Annotated in this window: 24 protein-coding genes and 1 pseudogene; 13 read left to right on the top strand and 12 right to left on the bottom strand. The window is 72.8% G+C overall.

The window, feature by feature from the left end:
* Positions 1 to 7: 7 nt before the first annotated feature.
* Positions 8 to 736: a ZIP family metal transporter gene (locus tag U5640_RS34585; RefSeq protein WP_340381527.1), complete on the bottom strand. Its 729-nt coding sequence runs from the start codon at positions 734 to 736 to the stop codon at positions 8 to 10.
* Between the two features lie 110 nt (positions 737 to 846).
* Between U5640_RS34585 and cobM the strand changes: the two genes are divergently transcribed.
* The 5 genes and pseudogenes from cobM to cobC all read left to right on the top strand — a co-directional run bounded on the left by cobM (position 847) and on the right by cobC (position 6,661).
* Positions 847 to 1,665, top strand: a complete 819-nt coding sequence (gene cobM, locus U5640_RS34580; protein WP_340381525.1) for a precorrin-4 C(11)-methyltransferase — start codon at positions 847 to 849, stop codon at positions 1,663 to 1,665.
* Positions 1,662 to 2,898, top strand: a pseudogene (gene cbiE, locus U5640_RS34575) (precorrin-6y C5,15-methyltransferase (decarboxylating) subunit CbiE). Before cobM ends, cbiE begins: the two are co-directional and overlap by 4 nt.
* A complete protein-coding gene (gene cobJ / locus U5640_RS34570; RefSeq protein ID WP_340381523.1) occupies positions 2,895 to 4,586 on the top strand; it encodes a precorrin-3B C(17)-methyltransferase in 1,692 nt (563 codons plus the stop codon). Before cbiE ends, cobJ begins: the two are co-directional and overlap by 4 nt.
* A gap of 76 nt (positions 4,587 to 4,662) precedes the next feature.
* On the top strand, positions 4,663 to 5,604 hold the full coding sequence (locus U5640_RS34565) for a sirohydrochlorin chelatase (RefSeq protein ID WP_340381521.1): 942 nt from the start codon (positions 4,663 to 4,665) through the stop codon (positions 5,602 to 5,604).
* Positions 5,594 to 6,661, top strand: a complete 1,068-nt coding sequence (gene cobC, locus U5640_RS34560; protein ID WP_340385501.1) for an Rv2231c family pyridoxal phosphate-dependent protein CobC — start codon at positions 5,594 to 5,596, stop codon at positions 6,659 to 6,661. The genes U5640_RS34565 and cobC overlap by 11 nt, the downstream gene beginning before the upstream one ends.
* 8 nt (positions 6,662 to 6,669) lie before the next feature.
* On the opposite strand, the gene U5640_RS34555 is transcribed toward cobC, so the two are convergent.
* The 6 genes from U5640_RS34555 to U5640_RS34530 form a co-directional block, all read right to left on the bottom strand.
* The gene (locus tag U5640_RS34555; RefSeq protein ID WP_340381519.1) at positions 6,670 to 7,599 is read right to left on the bottom strand and encodes an SCO1860 family LAETG-anchored protein; all 930 of its coding nucleotides are present in this window, start codon (positions 7,597 to 7,599) and stop codon (positions 6,670 to 6,672) included.
* 122 nt (positions 7,600 to 7,721) lie between these two features.
* Positions 7,722 to 8,816, bottom strand: coding sequence for an amidohydrolase family protein (locus tag U5640_RS34550; protein WP_340381517.1), 1,095 nt, complete (start codon positions 8,814 to 8,816; stop codon positions 7,722 to 7,724).
* Between the two features lie 5 nt (positions 8,817 to 8,821).
* Positions 8,822 to 9,460 (bottom strand): hypothetical protein, encoded by a 639-nt coding sequence (locus tag U5640_RS34545; RefSeq protein WP_340381515.1) that lies wholly within the window; start codon positions 9,458 to 9,460, stop codon positions 8,822 to 8,824.
* Between the two features lie 41 nt (positions 9,461 to 9,501).
* On the bottom strand, positions 9,502 to 10,272 hold the full coding sequence (locus U5640_RS34540) for an amino acid ABC transporter ATP-binding protein (RefSeq protein ID WP_340381512.1): 771 nt from the start codon (positions 10,270 to 10,272) through the stop codon (positions 9,502 to 9,504).
* A complete protein-coding gene (locus U5640_RS34535) occupies positions 10,269 to 11,102 on the bottom strand; it encodes an amino acid ABC transporter permease (protein WP_340381510.1) in 834 nt (277 codons plus the stop codon). The genes U5640_RS34540 and U5640_RS34535 overlap by 4 nt, the downstream gene beginning before the upstream one ends.
* Positions 11,099 to 11,974 carry a transporter substrate-binding domain-containing protein gene (locus U5640_RS34530; protein ID WP_340385499.1) on the bottom strand — a complete coding sequence of 292 codons (876 nt, stop codon included), beginning with the start codon at positions 11,972 to 11,974 and terminating at the stop codon, positions 11,099 to 11,101. Before U5640_RS34530 ends, U5640_RS34535 begins: the two co-directional genes overlap by 4 nt.
* Positions 11,975 to 12,148: 174 nt before the next feature.
* Here U5640_RS34530 and U5640_RS34525 point away from each other — a divergent pair, with 174 nt between their 5' ends.
* The 5 genes from U5640_RS34525 (at position 12,149) to thpD (ending at position 16,715) form a co-directional block, all read left to right on the top strand.
* Positions 12,149 to 13,249: an aminotransferase class V-fold PLP-dependent enzyme gene (locus tag U5640_RS34525; RefSeq protein ID WP_340381508.1), complete on the top strand. Its 1,101-nt coding sequence runs from the start codon at positions 12,149 to 12,151 to the stop codon at positions 13,247 to 13,249.
* Between the two features lie 290 nt (positions 13,250 to 13,539).
* Complete coding sequence (gene ectA, locus U5640_RS34520) at positions 13,540 to 14,052, top strand: diaminobutyrate acetyltransferase (protein ID WP_340381506.1); 513 nt, start codon at positions 13,540 to 13,542, stop codon at positions 14,050 to 14,052.
* Between the two features lie 36 nt (positions 14,053 to 14,088).
* Positions 14,089 to 15,366 carry a diaminobutyrate--2-oxoglutarate transaminase gene (ectB, locus tag U5640_RS34515; protein ID WP_340381504.1) on the top strand — a complete coding sequence of 426 codons (1,278 nt, stop codon included), beginning with the start codon at positions 14,089 to 14,091 and terminating at the stop codon, positions 15,364 to 15,366.
* A gap of 21 nt (positions 15,367 to 15,387) precedes the next feature.
* A complete protein-coding gene (locus U5640_RS34510; protein ID WP_340381502.1) occupies positions 15,388 to 15,822 on the top strand; it encodes an ectoine synthase in 435 nt (144 codons plus the stop codon).
* A 5-nt stretch (positions 15,823 to 15,827) separates the two neighbouring features.
* Positions 15,828 to 16,715: an ectoine hydroxylase gene (thpD, locus tag U5640_RS34505; RefSeq protein WP_340381500.1), complete on the top strand. Its 888-nt coding sequence runs from the start codon at positions 15,828 to 15,830 to the stop codon at positions 16,713 to 16,715.
* Between the two features lie 43 nt (positions 16,716 to 16,758).
* On the opposite strand, the gene U5640_RS34500 is transcribed toward thpD, so the two are convergent.
* From U5640_RS34500 to U5640_RS34480, 5 genes are all read right to left on the bottom strand, one after another.
* Positions 16,759 to 17,811 carry an aminotransferase class V-fold PLP-dependent enzyme gene (locus U5640_RS34500; RefSeq protein WP_340381498.1) on the bottom strand — a complete coding sequence of 351 codons (1,053 nt, stop codon included), beginning with the start codon at positions 17,809 to 17,811 and terminating at the stop codon, positions 16,759 to 16,761.
* 113 nt (positions 17,812 to 17,924) lie between these two features.
* Positions 17,925 to 18,641 (bottom strand): DsbA family oxidoreductase, encoded by a 717-nt coding sequence (locus tag U5640_RS34495; RefSeq protein WP_340381496.1) that lies wholly within the window; start codon positions 18,639 to 18,641, stop codon positions 17,925 to 17,927.
* A gap of 74 nt (positions 18,642 to 18,715) precedes the next feature.
* Entirely contained in the window at positions 18,716 to 19,231 is a 516-nt protein-coding gene (locus U5640_RS34490; protein WP_340381494.1) for a GNAT family N-acetyltransferase, read from the bottom strand.
* Positions 19,232 to 19,275: 44 nt separating this feature from the next.
* Positions 19,276 to 19,884: a DUF1349 domain-containing protein gene (locus U5640_RS34485; RefSeq protein ID WP_340381492.1), complete on the bottom strand. Its 609-nt coding sequence runs from the start codon at positions 19,882 to 19,884 to the stop codon at positions 19,276 to 19,278.
* Between the two features lie 78 nt (positions 19,885 to 19,962).
* Entirely contained in the window at positions 19,963 to 21,492 is a 1,530-nt protein-coding gene (locus U5640_RS34480) for an aldehyde dehydrogenase (NADP(+)) (protein WP_340381490.1), read from the bottom strand.
* A gap of 139 nt (positions 21,493 to 21,631) precedes the next feature.
* Here U5640_RS34480 and U5640_RS34475 point away from each other — a divergent pair, with 139 nt between their 5' ends.
* From U5640_RS34475 to U5640_RS34465, 3 genes are all read left to right on the top strand, one after another.
* Positions 21,632 to 22,405 carry an IclR family transcriptional regulator gene (locus U5640_RS34475; RefSeq protein ID WP_340381488.1) on the top strand — a complete coding sequence of 258 codons (774 nt, stop codon included), beginning with the start codon at positions 21,632 to 21,634 and terminating at the stop codon, positions 22,403 to 22,405.
* A 36-nt stretch (positions 22,406 to 22,441) separates the two neighbouring features.
* Positions 22,442 to 22,912 (top strand): GNAT family N-acetyltransferase, encoded by a 471-nt coding sequence (locus U5640_RS34470; RefSeq protein WP_340381486.1) that lies wholly within the window; start codon positions 22,442 to 22,444, stop codon positions 22,910 to 22,912.
* 113 nt (positions 22,913 to 23,025) lie between these two features.
* On the top strand, positions 23,026 to 24,474 hold the full coding sequence (locus U5640_RS34465) for a penicillin-binding transpeptidase domain-containing protein (protein WP_340381484.1): 1,449 nt from the start codon (positions 23,026 to 23,028) through the stop codon (positions 24,472 to 24,474).
* The last annotated feature ends 3 nt before the right edge of the window (positions 24,475 to 24,477 follow it).

The following is a 24,477-nucleotide window of genomic DNA, read 5'->3' as shown; positions in this document are numbered from 1 at the left end:
GGCCGGATCAGGCCGCCAGGCCCACCACCAGCCAGATGAAGGCCGCGCCCGCGATCGTGCACAGCACGGTCGAGCGGGCGGGGTGTTCGTGGTGGGCCTCGGGGAGGATCTCGGCGGCCGCGAGGTAGAGCAGCGCGCCGCCGAAGAGGCCGAGATACCCGCCGAGCAGCTGCTCCGGGACGGTGACGACGGTCGCTGCCGCCGCGCCGGCCACGGGGGCCGCCGCGTCCGCGACCAGCATGAGCTGCGCTCGCCGGCGGGCGTTCCCGTACAGGCTCGTGATCGTGTACGTGTTGAAGCCGTCGGCGAAGTCGTGGGCGATCACCGCCACGGCCACCGCCAGGCCCATGCCGCCGCCGACCTGGAAGGCCGCGCCGATCGCCACGCCGTCCATGGCGCTGTGGCCGACCATGGCCGCGGCGGCCGTCAGGCCCACCTCGGGGACCCGGCCGTCGTGCTCGTCGCCGCCGTGCGCGGCCTGGCGCACCGCGAGCAGGCGTTCCACCAGATGGGCCAGCAGGAAGCCCGCGACGAACAGCAGGAGTGCCGCCGGGACGCCGAAGACCTCGGTGCCGGCCGCGTCCAGGGCCTCCGGCAGCAGGTCCAGGCCGACGACGCCCAGCATGAGGCCGCCGGCCAGGCCGAGGACGAGATGGCGGCGGTCGGTGACACGCTGTGCCGTCCAGCCGCCGGCCAGCGTCATGAGGAACGCGCCGAGCGCGACGAAGACCGCCATGGGCCCTTCGTATCCGATCGGACCCCGGCCGCGCACATCCGGCCATGCCCCTGACCCTCCACACGCCCCTTTGTGCCCCGTAGTGACCCGTTATGAGAGGACCCGAGACCATGGCCGATGCCCCCGCCGGCAAGGTGACCTTCGTCGGTGCCGGCCCCGGCGCCGCCGATCTGCTGACGTTCCGCGCCGCGCGCGCCATCGCGGAGGCGGATGTCGTGATCTGGGCCGCCAGCCTGGTGCAGGCGGAGGTCCTGGACCATGCGCGGGAGGGTGCGGAGATCCTCGACTCGGCCACGATGTCCCTGGAGGACGTCGTGGCGGTGTACGAGCGGGCGCTGGCCGACGGACTGCGGGTGGCGAGGATCCACTCCGGCGACCCGGCCCTGTGGGGCGGCACCCAGGAGCAGCTCGACCGGTGCGAGGCGCTCGGGATCGAGACCGAGATCGTGCCGGGGGTGTCGTCGTTCTCCGCGGTGGCCGCGCTCGCCCGGCGTGAGCTGACGATCCCCGAGGTCGCGCAGTCCGTGGTGCTCACCCGGCTGGGGGGCGGCAAGACGCCGATGCCGCCGGGTGAGGAGGTGCGGGAGTTCGCCCGGCACGGCACCACCATGGCGGTGTTCCTGTCCGCCGCCCGCAGCGGGCAGCTGGTGCGGGAGCTGCTGGAGGGCGGCTATCCGACCGACACCCCGGTCGTGGTGGCGTACCAGGCGACCTGGCCGGAGGAGCTGGTCGTGAAGTGCACGATCGGCACGCTGGAGGAGACGGTCAAGGAGCACAAGCTCTGGAAGCACACCCTCTTCCTGGTCGGCCCGGCCCTGGACGCGCACGGCACCCGTTCGCACCTGTACCACCCGGGCCACTTCCACGGCTTCCGCAAGGCCGACCCCGAGGCGCGGCGGGCACTGCGCGAGCGGGGGGCGAGTACATGATCACGGTGATCGGCACGGGCACGGGCACCCCGCCCGGCCCCGCGGAGCTGGCCGGCGCGGGAGCTGGTCGTGGGCGGGCGGCGCCATCTGGACGCCGTACGGCTGCCGGACGGGGCCGAGCGGATCGTGCTCGGTCCGCTCGCGCCCGCCCTCGACACGATCGCGCGGTACGACGCCGAGGACCGGACGGTGGTGGTGCTGGCCTCGGGCGATCCCGGGTTCTTCGGGATCGTGCGGGCGCTCGCCGAGCGGTTCGGGCCGGCGCGCCTCGACGTGCGTCCCGGGGTGTCGTCGGTCGCGACCGCCTTCGCCCGGCAGGGGCTGACCTGGGACGACGCGGTTGTGGTCAGCGCGCACGGACGCGATCCGCGGACGGCGGTCAACATCTGCCGGGCGTTTCCGAAGGTCGCCGTGCTGACCGGGCCCGGCGCCGGGCCCGCGGAGCTGGGGGCCGCGCTCGTCCGGTCGGGGCGGACGCTCGTGGTCGCCTCCGCGCTGGGCGACCCGGAGGCGGAGCGGGTGGTGCGCGTCACCGCCGCGCAGGCCGCCGAACGGGAGTGGGGTACGGCGGTGAGTGTCGTCCTCTGCCTGGACGAGAGCCGGGTGCTGTCCCCCGTGCGGACGCTCGCCGGACCCGCCGTCCGCCCGGCCGGGTGGGCGCTGGCCGAGGACGCCTTCGCGCACCGCGACTCGATGATCACCAAGTTCGAGGTGCGGGCGCTGGCCCTGGCCCGGCTCGGGCCGCGCCCCGGCGACCTGGTGTGGGACGTCGGCTCGGGGTCGGGTTCGGTGGCCGTGGAGTGTGCCCGGCTCGGGGCGGCCGTCGACGCGGTGGAGCGGGCGGCGGACGGGGTGGAGCGGATCCGCGCCAACGCCCTCGCGCACGGTGTCCACGTCGACGCCGTGCACGGCCGGGCACCGCAGGCGCTGGCCGGTCTCGACGATCCCGACGCCGTGTTCGTGGGCGGCGGGGGCACGGAGCTGGCCGACATCGTGGCGGTGTGCGCGCGGCGGGCCCGGCGGACGGTGGTGGTCGCCCTGGCCGCGCTGGACCGGGTGCCGGCGGCGCGGGCCGCGCTGCTGGACGCCGGGTACGACGTGGACGGCGTCCTGCTCCAGTCCGCGCGGCTCGCTCCGCTGCCGGGGGACGTGACCCGGCTCGCGGCGGCCAATCCCGTTTTTCTGCTGTGGGGTGTGCGTGCCCCGGTGTCCAGTGAAGGAGTAGCTCAGTGATCGGCCTCATTTCCGCCACCGCGGCGGGGGCGGCGGCGCGGGACCGGCTGGCCGCGGCGTGGCCGGACCGTACGCGGGTGTACGACGGGCCCGTGGGGGCCGCCGTCCGGCGGGCGTTCGCGGAGTGCGAGCAGCTTGTGTGTTTCCTCGCGACGGGGGCCGTGGTGCGGCTCGTCGCCCCGCTGCTCGGCGACAAGGTTGCCGATCCGGGGGTGGTCTGTGTCGACGAGGGCGGACGGTTCGCCGTGCCGCTGCTCGGCGGGCACGCCGGCGGCGCCAACGCGCTCGCGCGGGAAGTGGCGGAGCTGCTCGGCGCCCAGCCGGTGGTGACCACGGCGACGGACGCCGTCGGCCTGCCCGGCCTGGACACCCTCGGGCTGCCCGTGGAGGGCGAGGTCGCCGCGGTGACCCGGGCCCTGCTGGACGGTGAACCGGTGGCACTGGAGACGGAGGTGGCGTGGCCGCTGCCGCCGCTGCCGTGCACGGGGTCGTCCGCCGCGGGCGGGTACGCCGTGCGGGTCACGGACCGTGCCGTCGAGCCCGGCGCCCGGGAGGTGCTGCTGCGGCCGCCGACCCTGGTCGTCGGGGTCGGCGCGTCCCGGGGCGCCCCCGCCGAGGAGGTCCTGGAGGTGATCGAGGGCGCGCTGCGGGAGGCGGGGCTGTCCCGCCGTAGCGTCGCCTCGCTCGCCACCGTCGACGCCAAGGCCGAGGAGCCCGGCATCCTGGAGGCCGCCGCGCGGCTCGGGGTGCCCGTGGTGACGTACTCCGCCGGGGAGCTGGCCTCCGTGGCGGTGCCGAACCCCTCCGAGGCGCCGCTCGCCGCCGTCGGCACCCCCTCCGTCGCCGAGGCCGCCGCCCTGCGCGAGGGCGGCGAACTCCTCGTGCCCAAGCGGAAGTCGGGTGGCTCCCCCGCCATGGCGACCTGCGCGGTCGTCCGGCGACCGGGGCGCGGGCGGCTCGCAGTGGTCGGCCTCGGGCCGGGCGCCCGGGACCTGCTCACCCCGCGCGCCAAGGACGAGCTGCGGCGGGCCTCCGTGCTCGTCGGGCTCGACCAGTACGTCGACCAGATCCGGGACCTGCTGCGGCCGGGCACCAGAATCCTGGAGTCGGGGCTCGGCGCCGAGGAGGAGCGGGCGCGCACGGCGGTCGCCGAGGCCCGGCGCGGGCACGCGGTCGCGCTGATCGGCAGCGGGGACGCCGGCGTGTACGCGATGGCCTCCCCGGCGCTCGCCGAGGCCTCCGCGGACATCGACGTGGTCGGGGTGCCCGGGGTGACCGCGGCGCTGGCGGCGGCCGCGCTGCTCGGCGCGCCGCTCGGCCATGACCACGTCTCCATCAGCCTGTCCGATCTGCACACGCCGTGGGAGGTCATCGAGCGGCGGGTGCGGGCGGCGGCCGAGGCGGACCTCGTCGTCACCTTCTACAACCCGCGTTCCCGCGGCCGTGACTGGCAGCTGCCGAAGGCGCTCGCGATCCTCGCGGAGCACCGGCGCCCGGGCACGCCCGTCGGGGTCGTGCGCAACGCCTCCCGTCCGGACGGCACCGCCCGGGTGACGACCCTGGCCGGCCTCGACCCGGCGACGGTCGACATGATGACCGTCGTGACCGTGGGCAACACCGCGACCCGGACCGTCGCGGGGCGCATGGTGACGCCCCGCGGCTACCGCTGGCAGGAGGAGCCCGCGTGACCGACGCCCTGCACGATCAAGCACTTTCGCCGCTTTCACCCCATTCGATCCACCCCGTTCCCGCCGAGGAGACACAGTGACCACCCCGCCGCCCGCCCTGCTCATCGCCGGCCACGGCACCCGGGACGAGGCCGGAGCCGAGGCGTTCCGTGACTTCGTACGGGAGCTGGGGCGCCGCCGTCCGGACCTGCCCGTCGCGGGCGGATTCATCGAGCTGTCGCCTCCCCCGCTGGGCGAGGCCGTGACCGAACTGGTGGAGCGCGGGGTGCGCCGGTTCGCCGCCGTCCCGCTGATGCTGGTGTCCGCCGGGCACGCCAAGGGGGACATCCCGGCCGCGCTGGCCCGCGAGAAGGAACGGCACCCGGGGATCTCGTACACCTACGGCCGTCCGCTGGGCCCGCACCCCGCGCTGCTGAACGTCCTGGAGCGGCGCCTCGACGAGGCGCTGGGCAGCCCGGCCGGACGCACCCCGGACGACCGCTCCGACGTGACGGTGCTGCTGGTGGGACGCGGGTCGACGGACCCGGACGCCAACGCCGAGGTGCACAAGGCGGCCCGGCTGCTGTGGGAGGGACGCGGGTACGCGGGGGTGGAGACGGCGTTCGTGTCGCTGGCCGCGCCGGACGTGCCGAGCGGCCTGGACCGGTGCGTCCGCCTGGGCGCCCGCCGGATCGTCGTCCTGCCGTACTTCCTGTTCACGGGCATCCTTCCGGACCGGGTGCGCCGGCAGACCGAGGGCTGGGCGGGCGCGCACCCGGAGGTGGAGGTGCGCTCGGCGGAGGTCATCGGGCCCGAGCCGGAGCTGCTCGACCTGGTGATGGAGCGGTACGAGGAGGCGCTCAAGGGCGACCTGCGGATGAACTGCGACTCGTGCGTGTACCGGATCGCGCTGCCCGGGTTCGAGGACAAGGTGGGCCTGGCGCAACAGCCGCACTTCCACCCGGACGACGACGGCGACCACCACGGGCACCACGGCCACGGGCATCACCATCACGGCGGACATGCCCATGCGCACTGACGGGCACGATCTGCGGCACCACGGGGACGCCGAGGTGCGCGACGACGGCTCGGCGCTGGTCGACCTCGCGGTGAACGTCCGCGCGGACACGCCCCCGCACTGGCTGCGGGAGCGGATAGCCGCCTCGCTGACCGGCCTCGCGGCCTACCCGGACGGGCGGGCCGCGCGGGCGGCGGTGGCGGCGCGGCACGGGCTGCCGGTGGAGCGGGTGCTGCTGACGGCGGGCGCGGCGGAGGCGTTCGTGCTGCTGGCGCGGGCGCTGAAGGTGCGCCGGCCGGTCGTGGTGCATCCGCAGTTCACCGAGCCCGAGGCGGCGCTGCGGGACGCCGGGCACAGCGTGGACCGGGTGGTGCTGCGGGCCGGGGACGGTTTCCGGCTGGATCCGGCGGCGGTCCCGGAGGACGCCGACCTGGTGGTGATCGGCAACCCCACGAACCCCACCTCGGTGCTGCACCCGGCGGAGACGATCGCGCGGCTGGCCCGGACGGGGCGGACGCTGGTGGTCGACGAGGCGTTCATGGACGCGGTGCCCGGCGAACGGGAGGCCCTCGCCGGGCGCACGGACGTGCCCGGTCTCGTGGTGCTGCGCAGCCTGACCAAGACCTGGGGGCTCGCGGGACTGCGGATCGGGTACGTCCTCGCCGGCCCGGAGACGATCGCCGCGCTGGAGCGGGCCCAGCCGCTGTGGCCGGTGTCCACGCCGGCGCTGGCCGCGGCCGAGGCGTGCGTCTCCCCGCGGGCACTGGCGGAGGCGGCGCACGCCGCGCACCGGGTCGCCACGGACCGGGCCCATCTCGTCGCCGGGCTGGAGGAGTTCGCCTCCGACGGGGTGCGGGTCGCCGGACCGGCCGAGGGCCCCTTCGTGCTGATCCGGCTGCCGGGGGCGGCGGCGGTGCGCCGGCATCTGCGGGACCTGGGATTCGCGGTCCGGCGCGGGGACACCTTCCCGGGGCTCGACGAGAAGTGGCTGCGGCTCGCGGTCCGGGACCGGACCACGGTCAACTCGTTCCTGCAGGCCCTGGACCGGGCGCTGTCAGCGGTGGGTCACCAGAACTGACGGGGTGTTCAGGGGCGGCGGCGGGCCAGTGCCACCGCTCCCCCGCCCGCCGCCAGCAGCGCCGCCGCGCCGCCCGCGAGGTACGGCGTGAGGGGGCCGCCGCCGGTGCTGGCGAGGTCCGTCCCGGCGGGCGCGCTCTGCGGTCGGACGTCGGTCCCGGGGGCCGGGCCCGGTCCGGTGGCCCGCTCGGCGGCGGGCGGTGCGGCGCAGCGCGCCTCGGCCAGGGTCAGGGTGCCGGTGACCTCGGCGACGTTCAGTTTCAGCGGGTTGACGGAGACGGTGAGGCGCAGGGCGGTCGCGGCGGCCGTACGGGAGGTGGTCTCGCGCCGGGACCAGGTGAGCCGGACCTCTCCCACGCCGGGCACCCGCACGTCGGTGGGGCCGCCGGCGCCCACCGAGACCTTCTTGCCGAGGACCGTCACCGAGCCGGGGAGACGGGAGGTGGCGACCGGGGCCTTCCCCGCCGCGCAGGTCGCCGTGGAGGTGACCGCGTCGACCTCGATCAGGGAGAGCAGCGGCAGACCGGGCAGGTGCAGCCGGGCGCGGGTGAGCCGGGTGGAGGCCTCGGCCCCGGTGCCGTCGACGGCGGCCTTCGCCTCGGCGACGTCGGCGCGCAGGACGCTGAAGGTCCGGCCGTCGTCGACACCGTCCAGCCGCGCCGTCAGCGCCGTCCTCCGTGCGGGCTTCCGGGCGGCCTGCGGTGCGGACTGCGGGGCGCGCACCTCGTTGAGGGAGACGGCGAGCGGCATCTCGGCGGTTCTGTTCACCAGGGCCACGTCGAGGCCGGTGCGCAGGACGGCCGCGCTCGCGCTCCCCTCGGCGCCGGTGGCGTGTGCCGGGCCGGCTCCGGCGAGGGCGGCGGGGCCGGCGGCCAGGGCGCCGGCCGCCGCGACGGCGGCGAGCCGGCGTGCGGGCATGCGGAAGGACAGGGTGCTCATGGGCGGGACCCCCGGGGAAGACGCGCTGCGGGACCCCGCAAGAATTACGTACGAAGGGTGAACGGTCAGCGAGCTGACGGGACTTCACTCCAACGTGAGAGTGCCGCACACGCCTTCGAGGATCAGCCCACGACCCGGCCGTCGAGCACCACCCGGCGGGGTTCCGCGAGGACCCGGACGTCGGCGCGCGGGTCGGCGTCGTAGACGACGAGGTCGGCCGGGGCGCCCTCGTCGAGACCGGGGCGGCCGAGCCAGCGGCGTGCTTCCCAGGTGGTCGCGGCGAGCGCCGTCAGGGGCGGCAGTCCGGCCCCGGTCACCAGCTCCGCCACCTCGGCCGCCACCAGCCCGTGCGGGAGGGTGCCGCCGGCGTCCGTGCCGACGAAGACCGGGATGCCGGCGTCGTGGGCGGAGCGCACGGTGTCGTAGCGGCGCTCGTGGAGCCGGCGCATATGGGCCGACCAGCGCGGGAACTTGGCCGCGCCGCCCGCGGCGAGCCGGGGGAAGGTGGCGATGTTGACGAGCGTGGGGACGATCGCGACGCCGTGCTCGACGAAGAGCGGGATCAGGTCGTCGGTGAGACCCGTCGCGTGCTCGACGCAGTCGATGCCCGACTCGACGAGGTCGCGCAGGGAGTTCTCGGCGAAGCAGTGCGCGGTGACCCGGGCGCCCAGCCGGTGGGCTTCCGCGATGGCCGCCTCGGCCGCCTCCCGCGGCCAGCTGGGGGCCAGGTCGCCCGCCTCGCGGTCGATCCAGTCGCCGACCAGCTTGACCCAGCCGTCGCCGCGCCGGGCCTCGTGGGCGACGTGGGCGACGAGGTCCTCGGGCTCGATCTCGTGGGCGTAGCCCCGGATGTAGCGACGGGTGCGGGCGATGTGCCGGCCGGCTCTGATGATCTTCGGGAGGTCGGCGCGGTCGTCGACCCAGCGGGTGTCGGAGGGCGAGCCGGCGTCCCGGATCAGCAGGGTGCCGGCCTCGCGGTCGGTGACCGCCTGCTTCTCGGCGACGTCGGGCCCGACCGGGCCCTCGGGTCCGAGGCCCACATGGCAGTGGGCGTCGACCAGTCCGGGCAGGGCCCAGCCCTGGACGGTCCGTACGTCGCGGGCGCCGGCCGGACGGTCGTAGGAGATCCGGCCGGCGACGACCCACAGTTCGTCGCGGACGTCGTCGGGTCCGGCGAGGACCCTGCCCTTCACGTGCAGCACCGCGTGATCGCTCATGGGCGTCAGCCTAGGACGACGGGCACTCCCTCCTCGATACGGGCCAGCAGCCGGCCTCCGTGCACCCGCGGGGCGTCGAAGCAGCGCAGCTCGTCGGAGTCGTCGTCGCCGTCGGCGCGGAGCACCTCGGGGACGAGGAGGGCGGCCGGGTCGACGTCCTGGGCGAGGTCGAGGTAGGCGGGCGCGAGGACCGGGCCGTGCAGGGTGCCGCCTATCAGGTCGGGGGCGAACTCGCTCGACAGCACGGTCACGGCGGCCTTCAGGTCGCCGTGGATCATGACCAGTTTCTCGGTCATGTTCCCGATGAAGGCGCCCTCCACCGTGACCGAGCCCAGGACCAGCAGCTTCACGTCCCCTTCGAGGTAGACGTCGGCCGCCTTGAGGTCGCCGAGGACGATGAGCGCCGGGCAGCCGTCGTCGACGTTGAGGAGGCTGCCCTCGACGGTCAGATCGCCGTCGACGACGACGCCCGTGTCCTGCGTGAAGTCCTCGGCGTCCAGGTCGAGCGCGCCCCGGATCACGAGCGGGCCGGGGCGCAGGTCGTAGGTCTCGTCGTAGAGGTTCTCGTACGACGACTCGGGCAGGCCCCGGCGCTCGAACACGGCGACGGTCTCGTCCCACGCGAGGGAGGTGATCTCGGTCATGCTCCTCAGCCTGTCACGCGGCACCGACAGTCCGCCGCGCGTCAGGACGTGTCCTCCTCGACCTCCGCCATCGCCGGGTCGAGCAGCCGGGAGAGGAAGTGCCGGGTGCGCTCGTTGCGCGGGTTGCCGATGACCTGGGCGGGGGTGCCGTCCTCGACGACCGCTCCGCCGTCCATGAACACGACCCGGTCGGCGACCTCGCGGGCGAAGGTCATCTCATGGGTGACGACCATCATGGTCATGCCCTCGCGGGCGAGCCGGCGCATGACCGCGAGGACATCGCCGACCAGTTCCGGGTCGAGCGCCGAGGTCGGCTCGTCGAACAGCATGACCTCGGGGCCCATGGCGAGGGCGCGGGCGATGGCGACGCGCTGCTGCTGGCCGCCGGAGAGGGAGGAGGGGTAGGCGTCCGCCTTCTCCGAGAGCCCGACGCGTTCGAGGTTCTCCGCGGCGGTCCGGGCGGCGCTCGCCCTGTCGCGCCGGAGCACCCGGCGCTGCGGCAGCGTGAGGTTCTCGGTCACGGTGAGGTGCGGGAAGAGGTTGAACTGCTGGAAGACCATGCCGATACGGCGGCGTACGGCGTCGATGTCGACGTCCGGGTCGGTGACCTCGGTGCCGCCGACGAAGACCTGGCCCTTCGTCGGCTCCTCCAGCAGGTTCACGCATCTGAGCAGGGTCGACTTGCCCGAGCCGGAGGGGCCGATGACACAGACGACCTCGCCCTGGCCGATCTCCAGGTCGATGCCGCGCAGCACCTCGTTGCCGCCGAAGGACTTGTGCAGGCCGCGGACTTCGATCTCGGGCCGGGTCATCCGGCGGCCTCCTGGGTCTTGGCCTCCAGCCGGCGCACGACGAAGCCGAGCGGGACGGTCACCAGCAGGTAGCACAGGCCGGCGACCAGGATGGGGGTGGAGTTGGCGGTGGTGCTGGCGAGGTCGCGGCCGTACTTGGACAGTTCGCGCTCCTGGAGGGTGACGCCGAGCAGCAGCACCAGCGAGGAGTCCTTGAACAGCATGATGAACTCGTTGGTGAGCGGCGGGAGGACGATCCGGAACGCCTGCGGGACGACGATCGAGAACAGGGCGCGGGTGGGTGAGAAGCCCAGGGAACGCGCCGCCTCCGTCTGGCCCTTGGGCACCGCCTGGATGCCGGCCCGGAAGGTCTCCGCGATGTAGGCGGCTCCGATCAGGCCGAGTCCCAGGGCGGCCTTGCCGTAGGTGCCGCCGACGATCTCCGTGCCGGGGAAGGCGAGCGGCACCGCGACCCCGATGAAGATGAAGATGAGCAGGGCGGGCAGGCCGCGGAAGATCTCGATGTACACGCCGGCCACCCAGCGGTACGGGCCGACCGGGGACAGGCGCATCAGCGCGACGACGAGACCGAGCAGCACTCCCAGCGCGAAGCCGGACACCGTGTACAGCACGGTGTTCTTCAGGGCTAGGGTGATGACGTCCGGGAACATCTGCCGCGCGATGTCCCCCTGGGCGAACTGGTTCTTCAGCCGGCCCCAGTCCGCCGAGACCGCGAAGGCGATCACGGCGGCGACGAAGACGACGTACTGCGCGCCCCGGGAGAGTCTGCGCTTCTGTCGCCGGGTCAGGCCCTTCTTCTTCGGCTGGAGCGGTACGTCCCCGGCGGTCATGACGCGGACGGCGACGCGGACGGTGCGGCGGCCGAGGCGTCGTAGGGGCCGATCCACTGCTCGTAGAGCTTCTTGTACGTGCCGTCCGCCCTGGCGTCGGCGAGCGCCTTGTCGATGGCGGCGAGGAGCGCGGTGTTGCCCTTCTTCACCGTGAAGCCGTACTGCTCGCCGGTGTTGAGGTTGTCGACGACCTTGAAGGCGTCGGCGTTGGCCTTGTCCTTCAGCCAGCCCTGGACCACCGGGTAGTCGATGACGACGGCCTTGACCTGGCCGGTGCGCAGTCCGTTGAGGACGGCGTCGGAGGACTCGAAGGAGACCGGGTCGAAGCCCTGCTTCTTGGCGTAGTCCTCGCCGGTGGTCTGCGCCTGGGCGCCCAGCTTGACGTTCTTGGACTTCACGTCCGCGAGGGAGGTGACGCCGGCGTTCTTGTCGACCAGGACGGCCTGGGTGGCGTCGAAGTAGGGGTCGGAGAAGTCGACGTTCTTCTTGCGCTCGGCGGTGATGGTCATGCCGGCCGCGGCCAGGTCGCACTCGCCGGAGTTCAGGAAGGCGCCCGTCTTGAAGTTCTCGAACGGCGTGTCGAGGATCTGCTGCTTCACTCCGAGGTCCTTGGCGACCAGGTCGATCAGCGAGACGTCGAAGCCCTGCACCTTGCCGTCGATCTCCGACTGGAAGGGCGGGTACGGCAGGTGGGTGCAGGTGGTGAGCTGTCCGGCCTTGACCAGCTCGACCCCGCCGGCGGCGGTCTTGGTGCCGCCGGAGCCGCTGTCGCTGGAGGTGCAGGCGGAGACGAGCACCAGACCGGCCGTCGCGGTGAGGGCGGCCAGGACGCGGGGCAGGGTGCGGGCCCGGCGGCCGGGGGCGGTGTTCAAGGGGACCTCCTGTGCGGGAACCATGGGTTCCGATTATAAGGAGATGTTTGGGTCTCTCAAATTAAACCGATGGTTACTGGCCTGCACGACCTAAGAAGTCGCGGTCGGGGAGCGGGGCGGGGAGACGGTTACTCTCGTGAGTCTCTACCCCGTGAGTGAGAAGAGAGCACCCCTGTGACGCACCCGTTCCTGGACCTGGCCCCGCTGAGCGCCGCCCGTTTCGCGTCGGTCGAGGACCGGGTGGCCCGTCTGCTGGGCACCCGGCAGGACGTCGTGATCATGCAGGGCGAGGCCCTGCTGCCGCTGGAGGGAGCGATCCGGGGGACCGCGGGGCCGGACACCGTGGCCCTGAACGTAATCACCGGTCCGTACGGGCAGACCTTCGGCGACTGGCTGCGGGACTGCGGTGCCACCGTGATCGATCTGGCGGTGCCCTTCCACACGGCGGTGACGGCCGCGCGGATCCGGGAGGCGTTCGCCGAGCACCCGGAGATCGACTTCGTCTCGCTGGTGCACGCGGAGGCGGCGACCGGCAACACCAACCCGGTAGCGGAGATCGGCAAGGTGGTGAAGGAGCGGGGGGCGCTGTTCTACCTGGACGCCGTGGCCTCCGTGGGCGCCGAGCCGGTGCTGCCGGACGCGTGGGGCGTGGACCTGTGCGTGATCGGCGCCCAGAAGGCCATGGGCGGACCGGCGGGCGTGTCCGCGGTGTCGGTGAGCGAGCGGGCGTGGGCACGGATGGCGGCGAACCCCCGGGCGCCGCGGCGGTCGTACCTCTCGCTGCTGGACTGGAAGGCCCGCTGGATCGACGACGGACGCACCGCGCTGCCGCACGCCCCGGCGCAGCTGGAGATGCTGGCCCTGGAGGCGTGCGTGGAGCGGATCGAGGCGCAGGACCTCGAGACCGTGATGCGCCGCCACGCGACGGCCGCGGCGGCGACGCGGGCGGGGGCCGTGGCGCTGGGCGGAGGCCTGGCGCCGTACGTCCACCGGGCGGCGGACGCGGCGCCGGTGGCCACGACCCTGCGGGTCCCCGCCGAACTGGTGGCGTCGGAGCTGGTGGGACGGGCGCTGGCCATGGATCCCGCGCTGCCGCTGGCGGCGGGCGGCGGTGCGCTGGCCAAGGAGATGATCCGGGTGAACCACTACGGGGCGGACGCGACCCGGGGCGCCGTGCGCGCGAGCCTGGCGGGCCTCGGCCGGGCGCTGGCCGAGGCGGGGCGGGACGTGGACCTGACCGGGGCGCTGCGGGCGGTGGAGGAGGCCTGGGCATAGCCGGGCTCCGCCGGGTCGCGGGCATTCTCCGGGAAGAAATCGACGGAGTTATCGGAGCCTGAATTCGGAGAATTCCCGGGATTCCCGGGTTCTTCTGCCCGGATTCCCTCTCGTCAAACCCGGGAGATTTTCCGGGCCCCGGGCAGGCGTGACACATTGCACAGGTGGAGCGATATGCACCTTTTTTGCTACCACAAAAGCCGCATACCGCCCCCCTGCCCCGTCTGCATCACGGAATCCCCACGGCGTCTCCATGCGTTTTTTAATTCGCCTGGGTAAGTTCCTTCCGCATGACTTCCGCAGCAGCAGACCTCCTCATCGACCGCCCGTCCGTGGCTGACGGCGCCGTACTCTGGCGCATTGCCAGGGAATCGGGAAGCCTGGATCTGAACTCGTCGTACAGCTATCTGCTGTGGTGCCGCGACTTCGCCGCCACCTCGGCGGTGGTGCGTGCCGAGGGCGGGGAACCGGTCGGGTTCGTCACCGGGTACGTACGACCGGCGGACCCCCGCACCCTGCTGGTCTGGCAGGTGGCCGTGGACGCCGCCCACCGGGGGCGTGGCCTCGCCGCGGCCCTGCTGGACGGGCTGACGGCACGGCTCGTGGCCGAGCGCGCGATCACGGCCGTCGAGACCACCATCACCCCGGACAACACCGCCTCCCAGCGGTTGTTCACCTCGTACGCCGCCCGGCACGGCGCCGAGGTCCGCCGTGAGGTGCTGTTCGACGCCGGGCTGTTCCCGGACGGGCCGCACGATCCCGAGGTGCTGTACCGCATCGGCCCCCTCTCCGCCCCCCGCTGACCCCCTCATCTCCCCCACACCGAGGAGCGATTCGCCGTGACCATCACCCAGCCCGACCTCAGCGTGTTCGAGACCGTCGAGTCCGAGGTGCGCAGCTACTGCCGCGGCTGGCCCGTCGTCTTCGACCGTGCGCAGGGCAGCGTCCTGTACGACGAGGACGGCCACCGGTACCTGGACTTCTTCGCCGGTGCCGGATCCCTCAACTACGGCCACAACAACCCCGTACTGAAACGGGCGTTGATCGACTACCTCTCGCGGGACGGGATCACCCACGCGCTCGACATGTCGACCGTCGCCAAACGGACGTTCCTGGAGACCTTCCAGCAGTCGGTGCTGCGGCCTCGCGACCTGCCGTACAAGGTGATGTTCCCCGGGCCGACCGGCACCAACGCGGTGGAGTCCGCGCTGAAGCTGGCGCGGAAGGTGAAGGGACGCGAGGCGATCGTGTCGTTCACCAACGCCTTCCACGGCATGTCGCTCGGGTCGCTCGCCGTCACCGGGAACGCCTTCAAGCGGGCCGGGGCCGGCATCCCGCTGGTGCACGGCACGCCGATGCCCTTCGACAACTACTTCGACGGCACCGTCCCGGACTTCCTCTGGTTCGAGCGGCTCCTGGAGGACCAGGGCTCCGGGCTCAACAAGCCGGCCGCGGTGATCGTGGAGACCGTGCAGGGCGAGGGCGGGATCAACGTGGCCCGGCCCGCGTGGCTGCGCGCCCTCAAGGAGTTGTGCGAGCGGCAGGACATGCTGCTGATCGTCGACGACATCCAGATGGGGTGCGGGCGCACCGGCGCGTTCTTCTCCTTCGAGGAGGCCGGAATCACGCCCGACGTCGTCACCGTCTCCAAGTCCATCAGCGGGTACGGGCTGCCGATGTCACTGTGCCTGTTCCGGCCGGAACTGGACGTGTGGGAGCCGGGCGAGCACAACGGCACCTTCCGCGGCAACAACCCGGCGTTCGTCACCGCGACGGCCGCGCTGGAGGCGTACTGGGCCGACGGGTCCGTGATGGAGAAGCAGACCCGGGCGCGCGGCGAGCAGGTGGAGCAGGGGCTGATCTCGATCACCGAGGAGAACCTCGCCGATGTGAAGGAGTACCGGGGGCGGGGTCTCGTGTGGGGTCTGGAGTTCCACGAGAAGGAGCGGGCCTCGCGGGTCGCGCGGCGCGCCTTCGAGCTGGGGCTGCTGATCGAGACCTCCGGACCGGAGAGCGAGGTCGTCAAGCTGCTGCCCGCCCTGACCGTCACCCCGGAGGAACTGGACGAGGGGCTCAGCGTCCTCGCCCGGGCCGTCCGCGAGACCGTCGGCCGGTAGTCGGCCGACAGGAGGGACACCATGATCGTCCGTTCGTTCAAGGACATCGAGAACACCGACCGGCATGTACGGGCCGCGTCCGGCACCTGGGAGAGCAAGCGGATCGTGCTGGCCCGGGAGCGCGTCGGATTCTCCCTGCACGAAACGATTCTGTACGCCGATACCGAGACGTCGATGTGGTACGCCAACCACATCGAGGCCGTGGTCTGTGTGGAGGGCGCCGCCGAACTCACCGACCACGAGACCGGGACGACCCACGCGATCACTCCCGGAACCATGTACCTCCTGGACGGCCACGAGCGGCACACGCTGCGCGTCCTGGAGGACTTCCGCTGCCTCTGCGTGTTCAACCCGCCCGTGACGGGACGGGAGGACCACGACGAGAACGGCGTCTATCCCCTGCTCACCGAACCCGAGCTCACGGAACCCGAGCTCACCCGCCCCGAGGAGGTGTGACCGTCATGACCACCGTCACCGATCGCTACCCCACCCGCGGCACCACCGAGGTGTCCGTCCCCCGCCAGGACCCCGTCGTCTGGGGCTCACCCAGCACCCCGGGCCCGGTTTCCGCGGCCGATCTCCAGGCGTACGAACGCGACGGCTTCCTCACCGTCGAACAGCTCATCGGCGACGACGAGGTGGCCGTCTGCCGACGGGAGTTGGAGCGTCTCGTCGCCGACCCGGAGATCCGGGCCGACGAGCGGTCGATCGTGGAACCGCGCTCCAAGGAGATCCGCTCGGTCTTCGAGGTGCACCGGCTGAGCCCGGTGTTCGCGGCGCTGGTGCGGGACGAGCGGGTTGTCGGGCGCGCCCGGCAGATCCTCGGCTCGGACGTGTACGTCCACCAGTCCCGGATCAACGTCAAGCCGGGCTTCGGGGCCGGCGGCTTCTACTGGCACTCCGACTTCGAGACCTGGCACGCCGAGGACGGGCTGCCGGCCATGCGGACGGTGTCGGTGTCGATCGCGCTGACCGAGAACCTCGACACCAACGGCGGCCTCATGATCATGCCGGGTTCGCACCGGACGTTCCTGGGCTGCGCGGGCGCCACGCCCGAGGACAACTACAAGAAGTCGCTGCAGATGCAGGACGCGGGCACCCCCTCGGACGAGGCGCTGACCGCGCTGGCGGGCGAGTACGGCATCCGGCTGTTCACCGGCCGGGCGGGCTCGGCGACCTGGTTCGACTGCAACGCCCTGCACGGCTCGGGCGACAACATCACGCCGTTCCCGCGCAGCAACGTCTTCATCGTGTTCAACAGTGTGGAGAACGCGGCGGTCGAACCGTTCGCGGCCCCCGTGCGGCGGCCGGAGTTCATCGGTGCGAGGGACTTCACGCCGGTGCGCTGAGGTCCGGACGCGCCGCTCCGCGCACCGATGCCGGCGACCGCGGTCAGTCCGCCAGGACGTCCAGCAGCCGGTCGACGTCGGCGGGTGTGTTGTAGAGGTGGAACGAGGCCCGCAGATGGCCCGCCCGGTCGGACACCTCGAGGCCGGCGGCGCTCAACTCCGGCTGGCGCCCGCCCAGTCCGGGCACGGAGACGATCGCGGAGCCGGGTGCGGGCACGGGCTCGTGGCCCAGGGAGGCGAGTCCGGCACGGAAGCGGTCGGCGAGGGCGAGGTCGTGGGCGCGTACGGCGTCCACGCCCAGCTCCTCCAGGAGTTCGAGGGAGCGGCGCAGGCCGGCGTAGGTGAAGAGGGCGTGGGGGAGGTCGAACCGTCGTGCCGAGCGGGCGAGTTCGGTGACGGGCCCGTAGCAGCTCTCCCAGGGCCGTTCGCCCGCGACCCAGCCGGCCAGCACCGGGGTCAGCCCGCCGAAGTCCTCGGGGACGACGAGGAAGGCCGCGCCGTGCGGGCCGAGCAGCCACTTGTAGCAGACGGCGGCGCTGTAGTCGTACGCGCCGGCGTCCGGGGCGAGCCAGCCGGCGGCCTGGGAGAAGTCGACGTAGGTGCGGGCACCGTGCGTGCGGGCCGCCTCGCGCAGTGCGGGCAGGTCGGCGATCCGGCCGTCGGCGGACTGGGCGGCGCTGACGGCGACGAGCGCGGTGCCCGGGCGGACCGACTCGGCGATGTGTTCCAGGGGAACGGCGCGCACCTTGAGGTCGCCGCGGACGTGGAACGGGTTGAGGACGGAGGTGAAGTCGCCCTCGGCGGTGAGCACCTCGGCGCCGGCCGGCAGCGAGGCGGCGATCACGCCGGTGTGGGCGGCGACGGACGTTCCGGCCGCGACCCGCTCGACGGGGACGCCGGCCAGCCTGGCGTAGGCGGCGCGGGCCGCCTCGACGTCGGCGTGGAGCGAGGTCAGCGGCCTGCCCTCGGCCCGCATCAGGGCGGCCTCGTGGAGGGCCGTCACGGTGCGGGCCGGCAGCAGTCCGTTGCTCGCGGTGTTCAGGAAGGTGTTCTTCGGGGCGAACTCGGAACGGACGAGGCTCTCGAAGGTCTCCATGGCACCACTGTGCGGCCGGGCGAAGTCGAAGTCCATTGCGGATTTCTGCGCGGAACTCCTAAGGAACGCTTATACGTTGGCCCTGACCTGCGGCTCCGCTGTTCCGCGGTGCGTCAGTGCTGGGGGACCGCGCACCCGTCCGGGCCACAGGCCTCGGCGCCGCCGTCGTCGATCAGCTGCAGCGGGGAGCGGTCGCCCCAGGCCTGGGTGAGCGCCCGGGCGAAGACCTCGGCGGGCTGGGCGCCGGAGACGCCGTAGGCGCGGTCGAGGACGAAGAAGGGGACGCCGTTGGCGCCGAGCTGGGCGGCCTCGCGCTCGTCGGCGCGGACGTCGTCGGCGTAGGCGGCCGGGTCGGCGAGGACCGTGCGGGCGGCGTCGGCGTCCAGGCCGGCCTCGACGGCCAGGGCCACGAGCCGCTCGTCGCCCTCGGTGAACAGCGACCGCTCCTCGGCGAAGTTCGCCCGGTAGAGGAGCTGGACCAGCTCGTCCTGGCGGCCCTGCTCCTTGGCGAAGTGCAGCAGGCGGTGCATGTCGAAGGTGTTGCCGTGATCGCGGCCCCGGGTCCGGTACTCCAGACCCTCGGCGGCGGCCTGGGTGCCCAGGTTCTCCTCGCCCGCCTGCGCCTGCTGCTCACTCATGCCGTACTTCTTGGTGAGCATCTTGATCACGGGCTGGACGTCGTCCTTGGCGCGTCCCGGGTCGAGCTCGAAGGAACGGTGCACGACCTCGACCTGCTCGCGGTGCGGGAAGGCGGCGAGGGCCTTCTCGAAACGGGCCTTGCCGACGTAGCACCAGGGACAGGCGATGTCCGACCAGATCTCGACGCGCATCTTCTCGGCTCTCCAGCTCGTACGGGGGACGGAGACTCCCTCCGCCGAGTGCATGAACGTTCAAGCAGCGAGGTTCATTCCCCGGCCGCTCCCCCGTCCACCGGGAAGCACAGGGAGAGGTGGTGAGCGTCCTCGGCGAGCGGGTCCCGCGGGTCCGGGCACCAGCCCTGACGTGCGTAGAAGGCCTGGGCGCGGCGGTTGTCGACATGCACGTCCAGCACGGCGGTCCGGCGGCCGTCCGCCCGCCACTGCTCCACGCACGCGGCGTGCAGGGCCGTACCGATGCCCGCCCGCCAGTGGGCGGGGTCGACGTGGAACTGGAACAGCTTGACCGTGTCCGCGCCCGCGCCCTCCGGCACCCGGAAGGAGGCCAGTCCGACGATCCGCCCCTGCTCCACGACGCACAGCACCTGCCCGTCGGGCCGGGCGAGGGCGGTGCGCCAGACGCCGAGCCAGTCGGTGCCGTCCTGGGGGACTCCGTCGGGATAGTAGGTGGCACGGGCGCGGGCGTGCAGTGCGGTGACGGCCTCCGCCTCGGCGGGCAGAGCGGTGCGGATGACGCGGCCCGGGGTGGGGGATTCTCCGATCATGCCCCGGAGGACGTGGCGTCGGCCGGACCGGTTCCGCCCGCCGCTCAGCTGCCGTCGCGCAGATCGTCCGGCCAGCTGTCCCGGAACTCGATGTGGTCGTACGTCACCACACAGCCCTCGCCCAACGGCGACTGGGTCATGAAGCCGACCAGCGCGGCACCGGTCTCCTTCTCGTCGCCCAGCGTGAACAGCCGGACGAAGGTCCAGCGCCTGCCGTCGCGGGAGGCGTGGAAGGCGAAGGCGCGCCCGGTCCTGCTCACCCGGAGCCAGACCGAACTCCCCTCCACGGTGAAGGCGTTGGCGTCATCGGAATGTCCCCGGGTGACGACCGTGCAGACGGTCGCCACATCCGGCGAGTACTCCAGGCACAGCTTGGCCCAGGCGCGTTCGCCCACATGGACGTACAACACCCCTGCGTCGAAGGCCCAGTTGAACCCCACGGTGACCCGCGCGATCAGCTGGAAGTCCCCCTCGGGCGCCCCGAGCAGCCGCGGCGCGTCCCCGGCGGGCTCCAGCGCCTCCCCGGTGGGCGTGACGAACCGGTCCTGCCGGGGCCCGGCCCAGGCACTGAGCACCCCGTCCTCGTGGGCCCAGTGCCCGTCGGGACCGTAGGTACGAAGCGCGAAGGGCAGTTCGGGAAGCGAGACATCCATGATCTGATTATCCAGGTGAGTGACGTCCCTCAGGGGCGCGGGGAACCGCACGACGAGCCACGCCCCACCCGCGGTGCGCTACCGCTCGAGCCGCCCGTCGATCCGCCGCGGCAGCCCCAGCTCGTTCTCGTCCCGGAGCTCCACCGGCAGCAGTGCGACGGGGGCGTTCTGGTAGACGACCGGACGCAGCCACCGCTCGATCGCGGTCCCGCCCACGGAGGTCGACGTGGACGTGGTGGCCGGGTAGGGCCCGCCGTGGTGCTGGGCGGCGGCCACGGCGACCCCGGTCGGCCATCCGTTCACCAGGACGCGTCCCGCCAGCGGCGTCAGCTCGGCGAGGATCTCCCCGCCGCGCCCCTGCCCGGCGGCCTCCTCGTCGGACAGCTGCACGGTCGCCGTGAGGTTCCCCGGCAGCCGCGACAGCACCGCCCTGACCTCGGCGTCGTCCTCGTAGCGGGCGACCACGGTGACCGGTCCGAAGCACTCCTCCAGCAGCAGGTCGTGGTCCCCGGCGGTGGCCAGCCGGCCCGCCGGCACCGTGAGGAAGCCCGCGCTGACGGTGTGCTCGGAGCCCGCGCCGGGCGTCACCGGCGACTCGACCCCGGGCAGCTCCGCCCGCTCGGCCACCCCGGCGATGAAGTTGTCCCGCATCCGGTGGTCGAGCAGCACGCCCGCCTCGGTGGCGCTCACCGCGTCCGTGAGCGACTTGACCAGTCCGTCACCGGCCGCGCCGGACGGTACGAGGACCAGTCCGGGCTTGACGCAGAACTGGCCGACGCCCAGGGTCATCGAGCCCGCGAGGCCCGCGCCGATGGCCTCCGCGCGCTCGGCGGCGGCGGCCTCGGTGACGACCACGGGGTTCAGCGAGCCCAGCTCGCCGTGGAAGGGGATCGGCACCGGCCGGGCCGCCGCCGCGTCGAACAGCGCGCGCCCGCCCCGGATGGACCCGGTGAAGCCGGCCGCGGCGACCAGCGGGTGCTTGATCAGCTCGACGCCGGCCTCGAAGCCGTGCACGAGACCGAGGACGTCCTCGGAGATGCCGTGCGCGGCGGCGGCCGTGCGCAGGACCTTGGCGACCAGCTCGGACAGCGCCGGGTGGTCCGGGTGCGCCTTGACGACGACCGGGTTGCCCGCGGCCAGCGCGCTGGCGGTGTCCCCGCCGGCGACGGAGAAGGCGAAGGGGAAGTTGGAGGCCGAGTAGACGGCGACCACCCCGAGCGGCACCTTGTAGCGGCGCAGGTCCGGGATCGGCGGGGTGGCGGTGTCGTCGGGGTGGTTGATCACGACGTCGAGGAAGGCGCCCTCGTCGACGATCCCGGCGAACGCGCGCAGCTGGTAGCAGGTGCGGGCCAGCTCGCCGTTCAGCCGCACCGGGCCGAGCGCGGTCTCCGCGTCGGCGACCTCGACCAGCTGCTCCCTGGCCGCCTCCAGCTTGTCGGCGGCGGTGCGCAGGAAGGCGGCGCGGACGGCACGGTCGACGAGGGAGCCGCGCGTGGCGTGCGCGGCGCGGACGACGGTGTCCACCTCCTGGGCCGTGGCCTCCACCGCAACCTGTTCACGCTGCTTCCCGGTACGGGGGTCGACACTCCAGACTGGTGCTGCTGCCACCGCGGGTCCCTCCACGCTTGCTCCTGGCCACGTTTGGTACTGGCTGATTCACCAAGGATGTTCGATATACTGAACAGCGTTCCTCATGGTGAATATGCTGTCGGAGACTATTTCCCGTCGAACGAAGGGGTCAAGGGCGATGTCGGCTGGCGAGACGGGGGGCGGGGCCCAGGTCAAGTCCGCGGTGCGGACGGTTGAGCTGCTGGAATACTTCGCCGGCCGCCCCGGGATGCACTCCCTCGCGGCGGTCCAGGAGGCCGTCGGTTACCCCAAGTCCAGTCTCTACATGCTGCTGCGCACGCTCGTCGAGCTCGGCTGGGTGGAGACCGACGCGACGGGCACCCGGTACGGCATCGGGGTGCGGGCGCTGCTCGTGGGCACCTCCTACATCGACGGCGACGAGGTCGTGGCCGCCGCCCGGCCGACCCTGGACCGGCTCTCGGACGACACCACCGAGACCATCCACCTGGCCCGGCTCGACGGCACCAACGTGGTCTACCTCGCCACCCGCCAGTCCCAGCACTATCTGCGCCCCTTCACCCGCGTCGGCCGCCGGCTGCCCGCCCACTCCACCTCCCTGGGCAAGGCGCTGCTGAGCACGTACTCCGACGAGCAGGTCCGCAAGCTGCTCCCGGAGACGCTCCCGGCGCTCACCGAGCACACCATCACGGACCGCGAGAAGCTCATCGAGGAGCTGCACCAGGTGCGCGACCAGGGCTTCGCCGTGGACCGCGAGGAGAACACGCTCGGCCTGCGCTGCTTCGGCGTGGCGATCCCGTACCGCACCCCGGCCCGGGACGCGATCAGCTGCTCGGTGCCGGTGGCCCGCCTCACCCCCGCGCACGAGCAGCTGGTGAAGGACGCCCTGTTCGACGCGCGGGACCGGCTGACCCTCGCCACCCGCCGGCTGTGACACGGGCGCCGAGCCCGACCGGCGTAGGCTCGGCTGATGGAAATCGTCCTGCGCCCGGTCCACGACAGTGATCTGCCCGTGTTCTACCGGCAGTTGAACGACCCCGAAGCCCTGTGGGCGGCGGCCTTCACCCCGAAGGACCCCGCCGACCGGTCCGCCTTCGAGGACCACTGGAAGAAGGTCAGGGCCTCCACCGCGCTGGTCCGTACGGTCCTGGCCGACGGGGACGTCGTCGGTCACACGGCGGTGTACGGCGACCCGGGTGAGCGCGAGGTGACGTACTGGGTGGACCGCGCGTACTGGGGCCGGGGCATCGCGACCGCGGCCCTGCGGGCCCTGCTGGCCGAGGCGCCCGAGCGCCCGCTGTACGCCCGGGCGGCGGCCGACAACGCCGGGTCCCTCAGGGTGCTGGAGAAGTGCGGCTTCCGCGTCACCGGGCACGCCTCGGGGTTCGCCCCCGCACGCGGCGAGGAGATCGCGGAGGTCGTCCTCAGACTGGACGCGTGAAGGCGCGGCTCATGGACGTACGCCCGGGGAAGGTACGTCTTCTCATGAACGTACGATGAGAAATCAGGCCGCAGGGAACGTTCCGCTTCGGCCCGTTCGTCTTCCTGGGCGCAATGAACAAGACGATCAGGCGTGCCTCGGTCTTCTCGCTGCTGCTGGTGTTCGCCCTGCTCATCCGGGCGACCTGGGTGCAGTTCTACGAGGCCCGGGCTCTCGCGGACGACACGGACAACCGGCGCAACGCGATCGAGACGTACTCGCGGCCGCTGGGGAACATCATCGTGGCCGGGAAGGCGGTCACCGGCTCGGCCCGGACGACGGGCGGCGACCTCGCGTACAAGCGCACCTACACGAACGGCAGGCTGTACGCGGCGGTGACGGGTTACGCCTCGCAGGCCTACGCCCCCACCCAGCTGGAGGGCATCTACGCCGAGCTGCTCAACGGGACGGACAACCGGCTGAAGACCGTGATGGACACGGTCACCGACCGGCGGGCCGACCCCGGCGACGTGCTCACGACCATCGATCCGGCCGTGCAGAAGGCCGGCTACGACGCCCTCGGCGACAAGAAGGGCGCGGCCGTCGCGATCGACCCGAAGACCGGCAGGATCCTGGCGGTCGTGTCGACGCCGTCGTACGACCCCTCCTCGCTCACCGACGCCAACACCGCGGGCGCGGCCTGGAAGGAGCTGACCGCGGACCCGGACAAGCCCCTGGTCAACCGCGCCCTGCGGCAACCGCTGGCGCCGGGCTCGACCTTCAAGCTGGTCGTCGCGGCGGCGGCGCTGGAGGACGGCCTGTACGCGTCGGTGGACGAGAAGACCGACAGCCCGGACCCCTACACCCTCCCCGGCACCCGGACGGTCCTGAGGAACGAGAACACGTCGGCACCCTGCGAGAACGCCCCGATCCGGGTGGCGCTCCAGTACTCGTGCAACAACGTCTTCGCGCACATGGCCGTACAGCTCGGGCAGGACAGGCTCAGGGCGACGGCCGAGAAGTTCGGCTTCGACGACGACGCGCTGGACGTGCCGGTGCGGGCGTACACCAGCGTGTACCCCTCCGGCATGGACGAGTCGTCCACCGCCCTGACCGGCATCGGCCAGTTCGACGTGACCGCGACCCCGCTGCAGATGGCCATGGTGTCGGCCGCGATCGCCAACGGCGGTGAACTGGTCGCGCCCCACATGGTGGCGCAGATCACCGACGCCGGCGGTGACGTGCTCAAGGACTACGACGACGAGGCCGCCTCGAAGCGGATCGTCAGCGCGTCCACGGCCGAGCAGCTGCAGTCGGCGATGCAGACGGTCGTCGAGAAGGGCACCGGCACGAACGCGCTCATCGACGGCGTCACCGTGGGCGGCAAGACGGGCACCGCCCAGAACGGCGAGAACAACAGCAAGGCCCCGTACGCCTGGTTCACGTCCTACGGCAAGGCCGACGGCAAGGAGGTGGCCGTGGCGGTGGTGGTCGAACAGTCCGACGCGGCGCGCTCCGAGGTCAGCGGCAACGGGCTGGCGGCACCGGTGGCCAGGGCCATGATGAAGGCGGCGCTCACCTGACCC

The sequence above is a fragment of the Streptomyces sp. SS7 genome (assembly GCF_037993025.1).
GTDB lineage: Bacteria > Actinomycetota > Actinomycetes > Streptomycetales > Streptomycetaceae > Streptomyces.
This window is presented reverse-complemented; position numbering and strand designations above follow the sequence as displayed.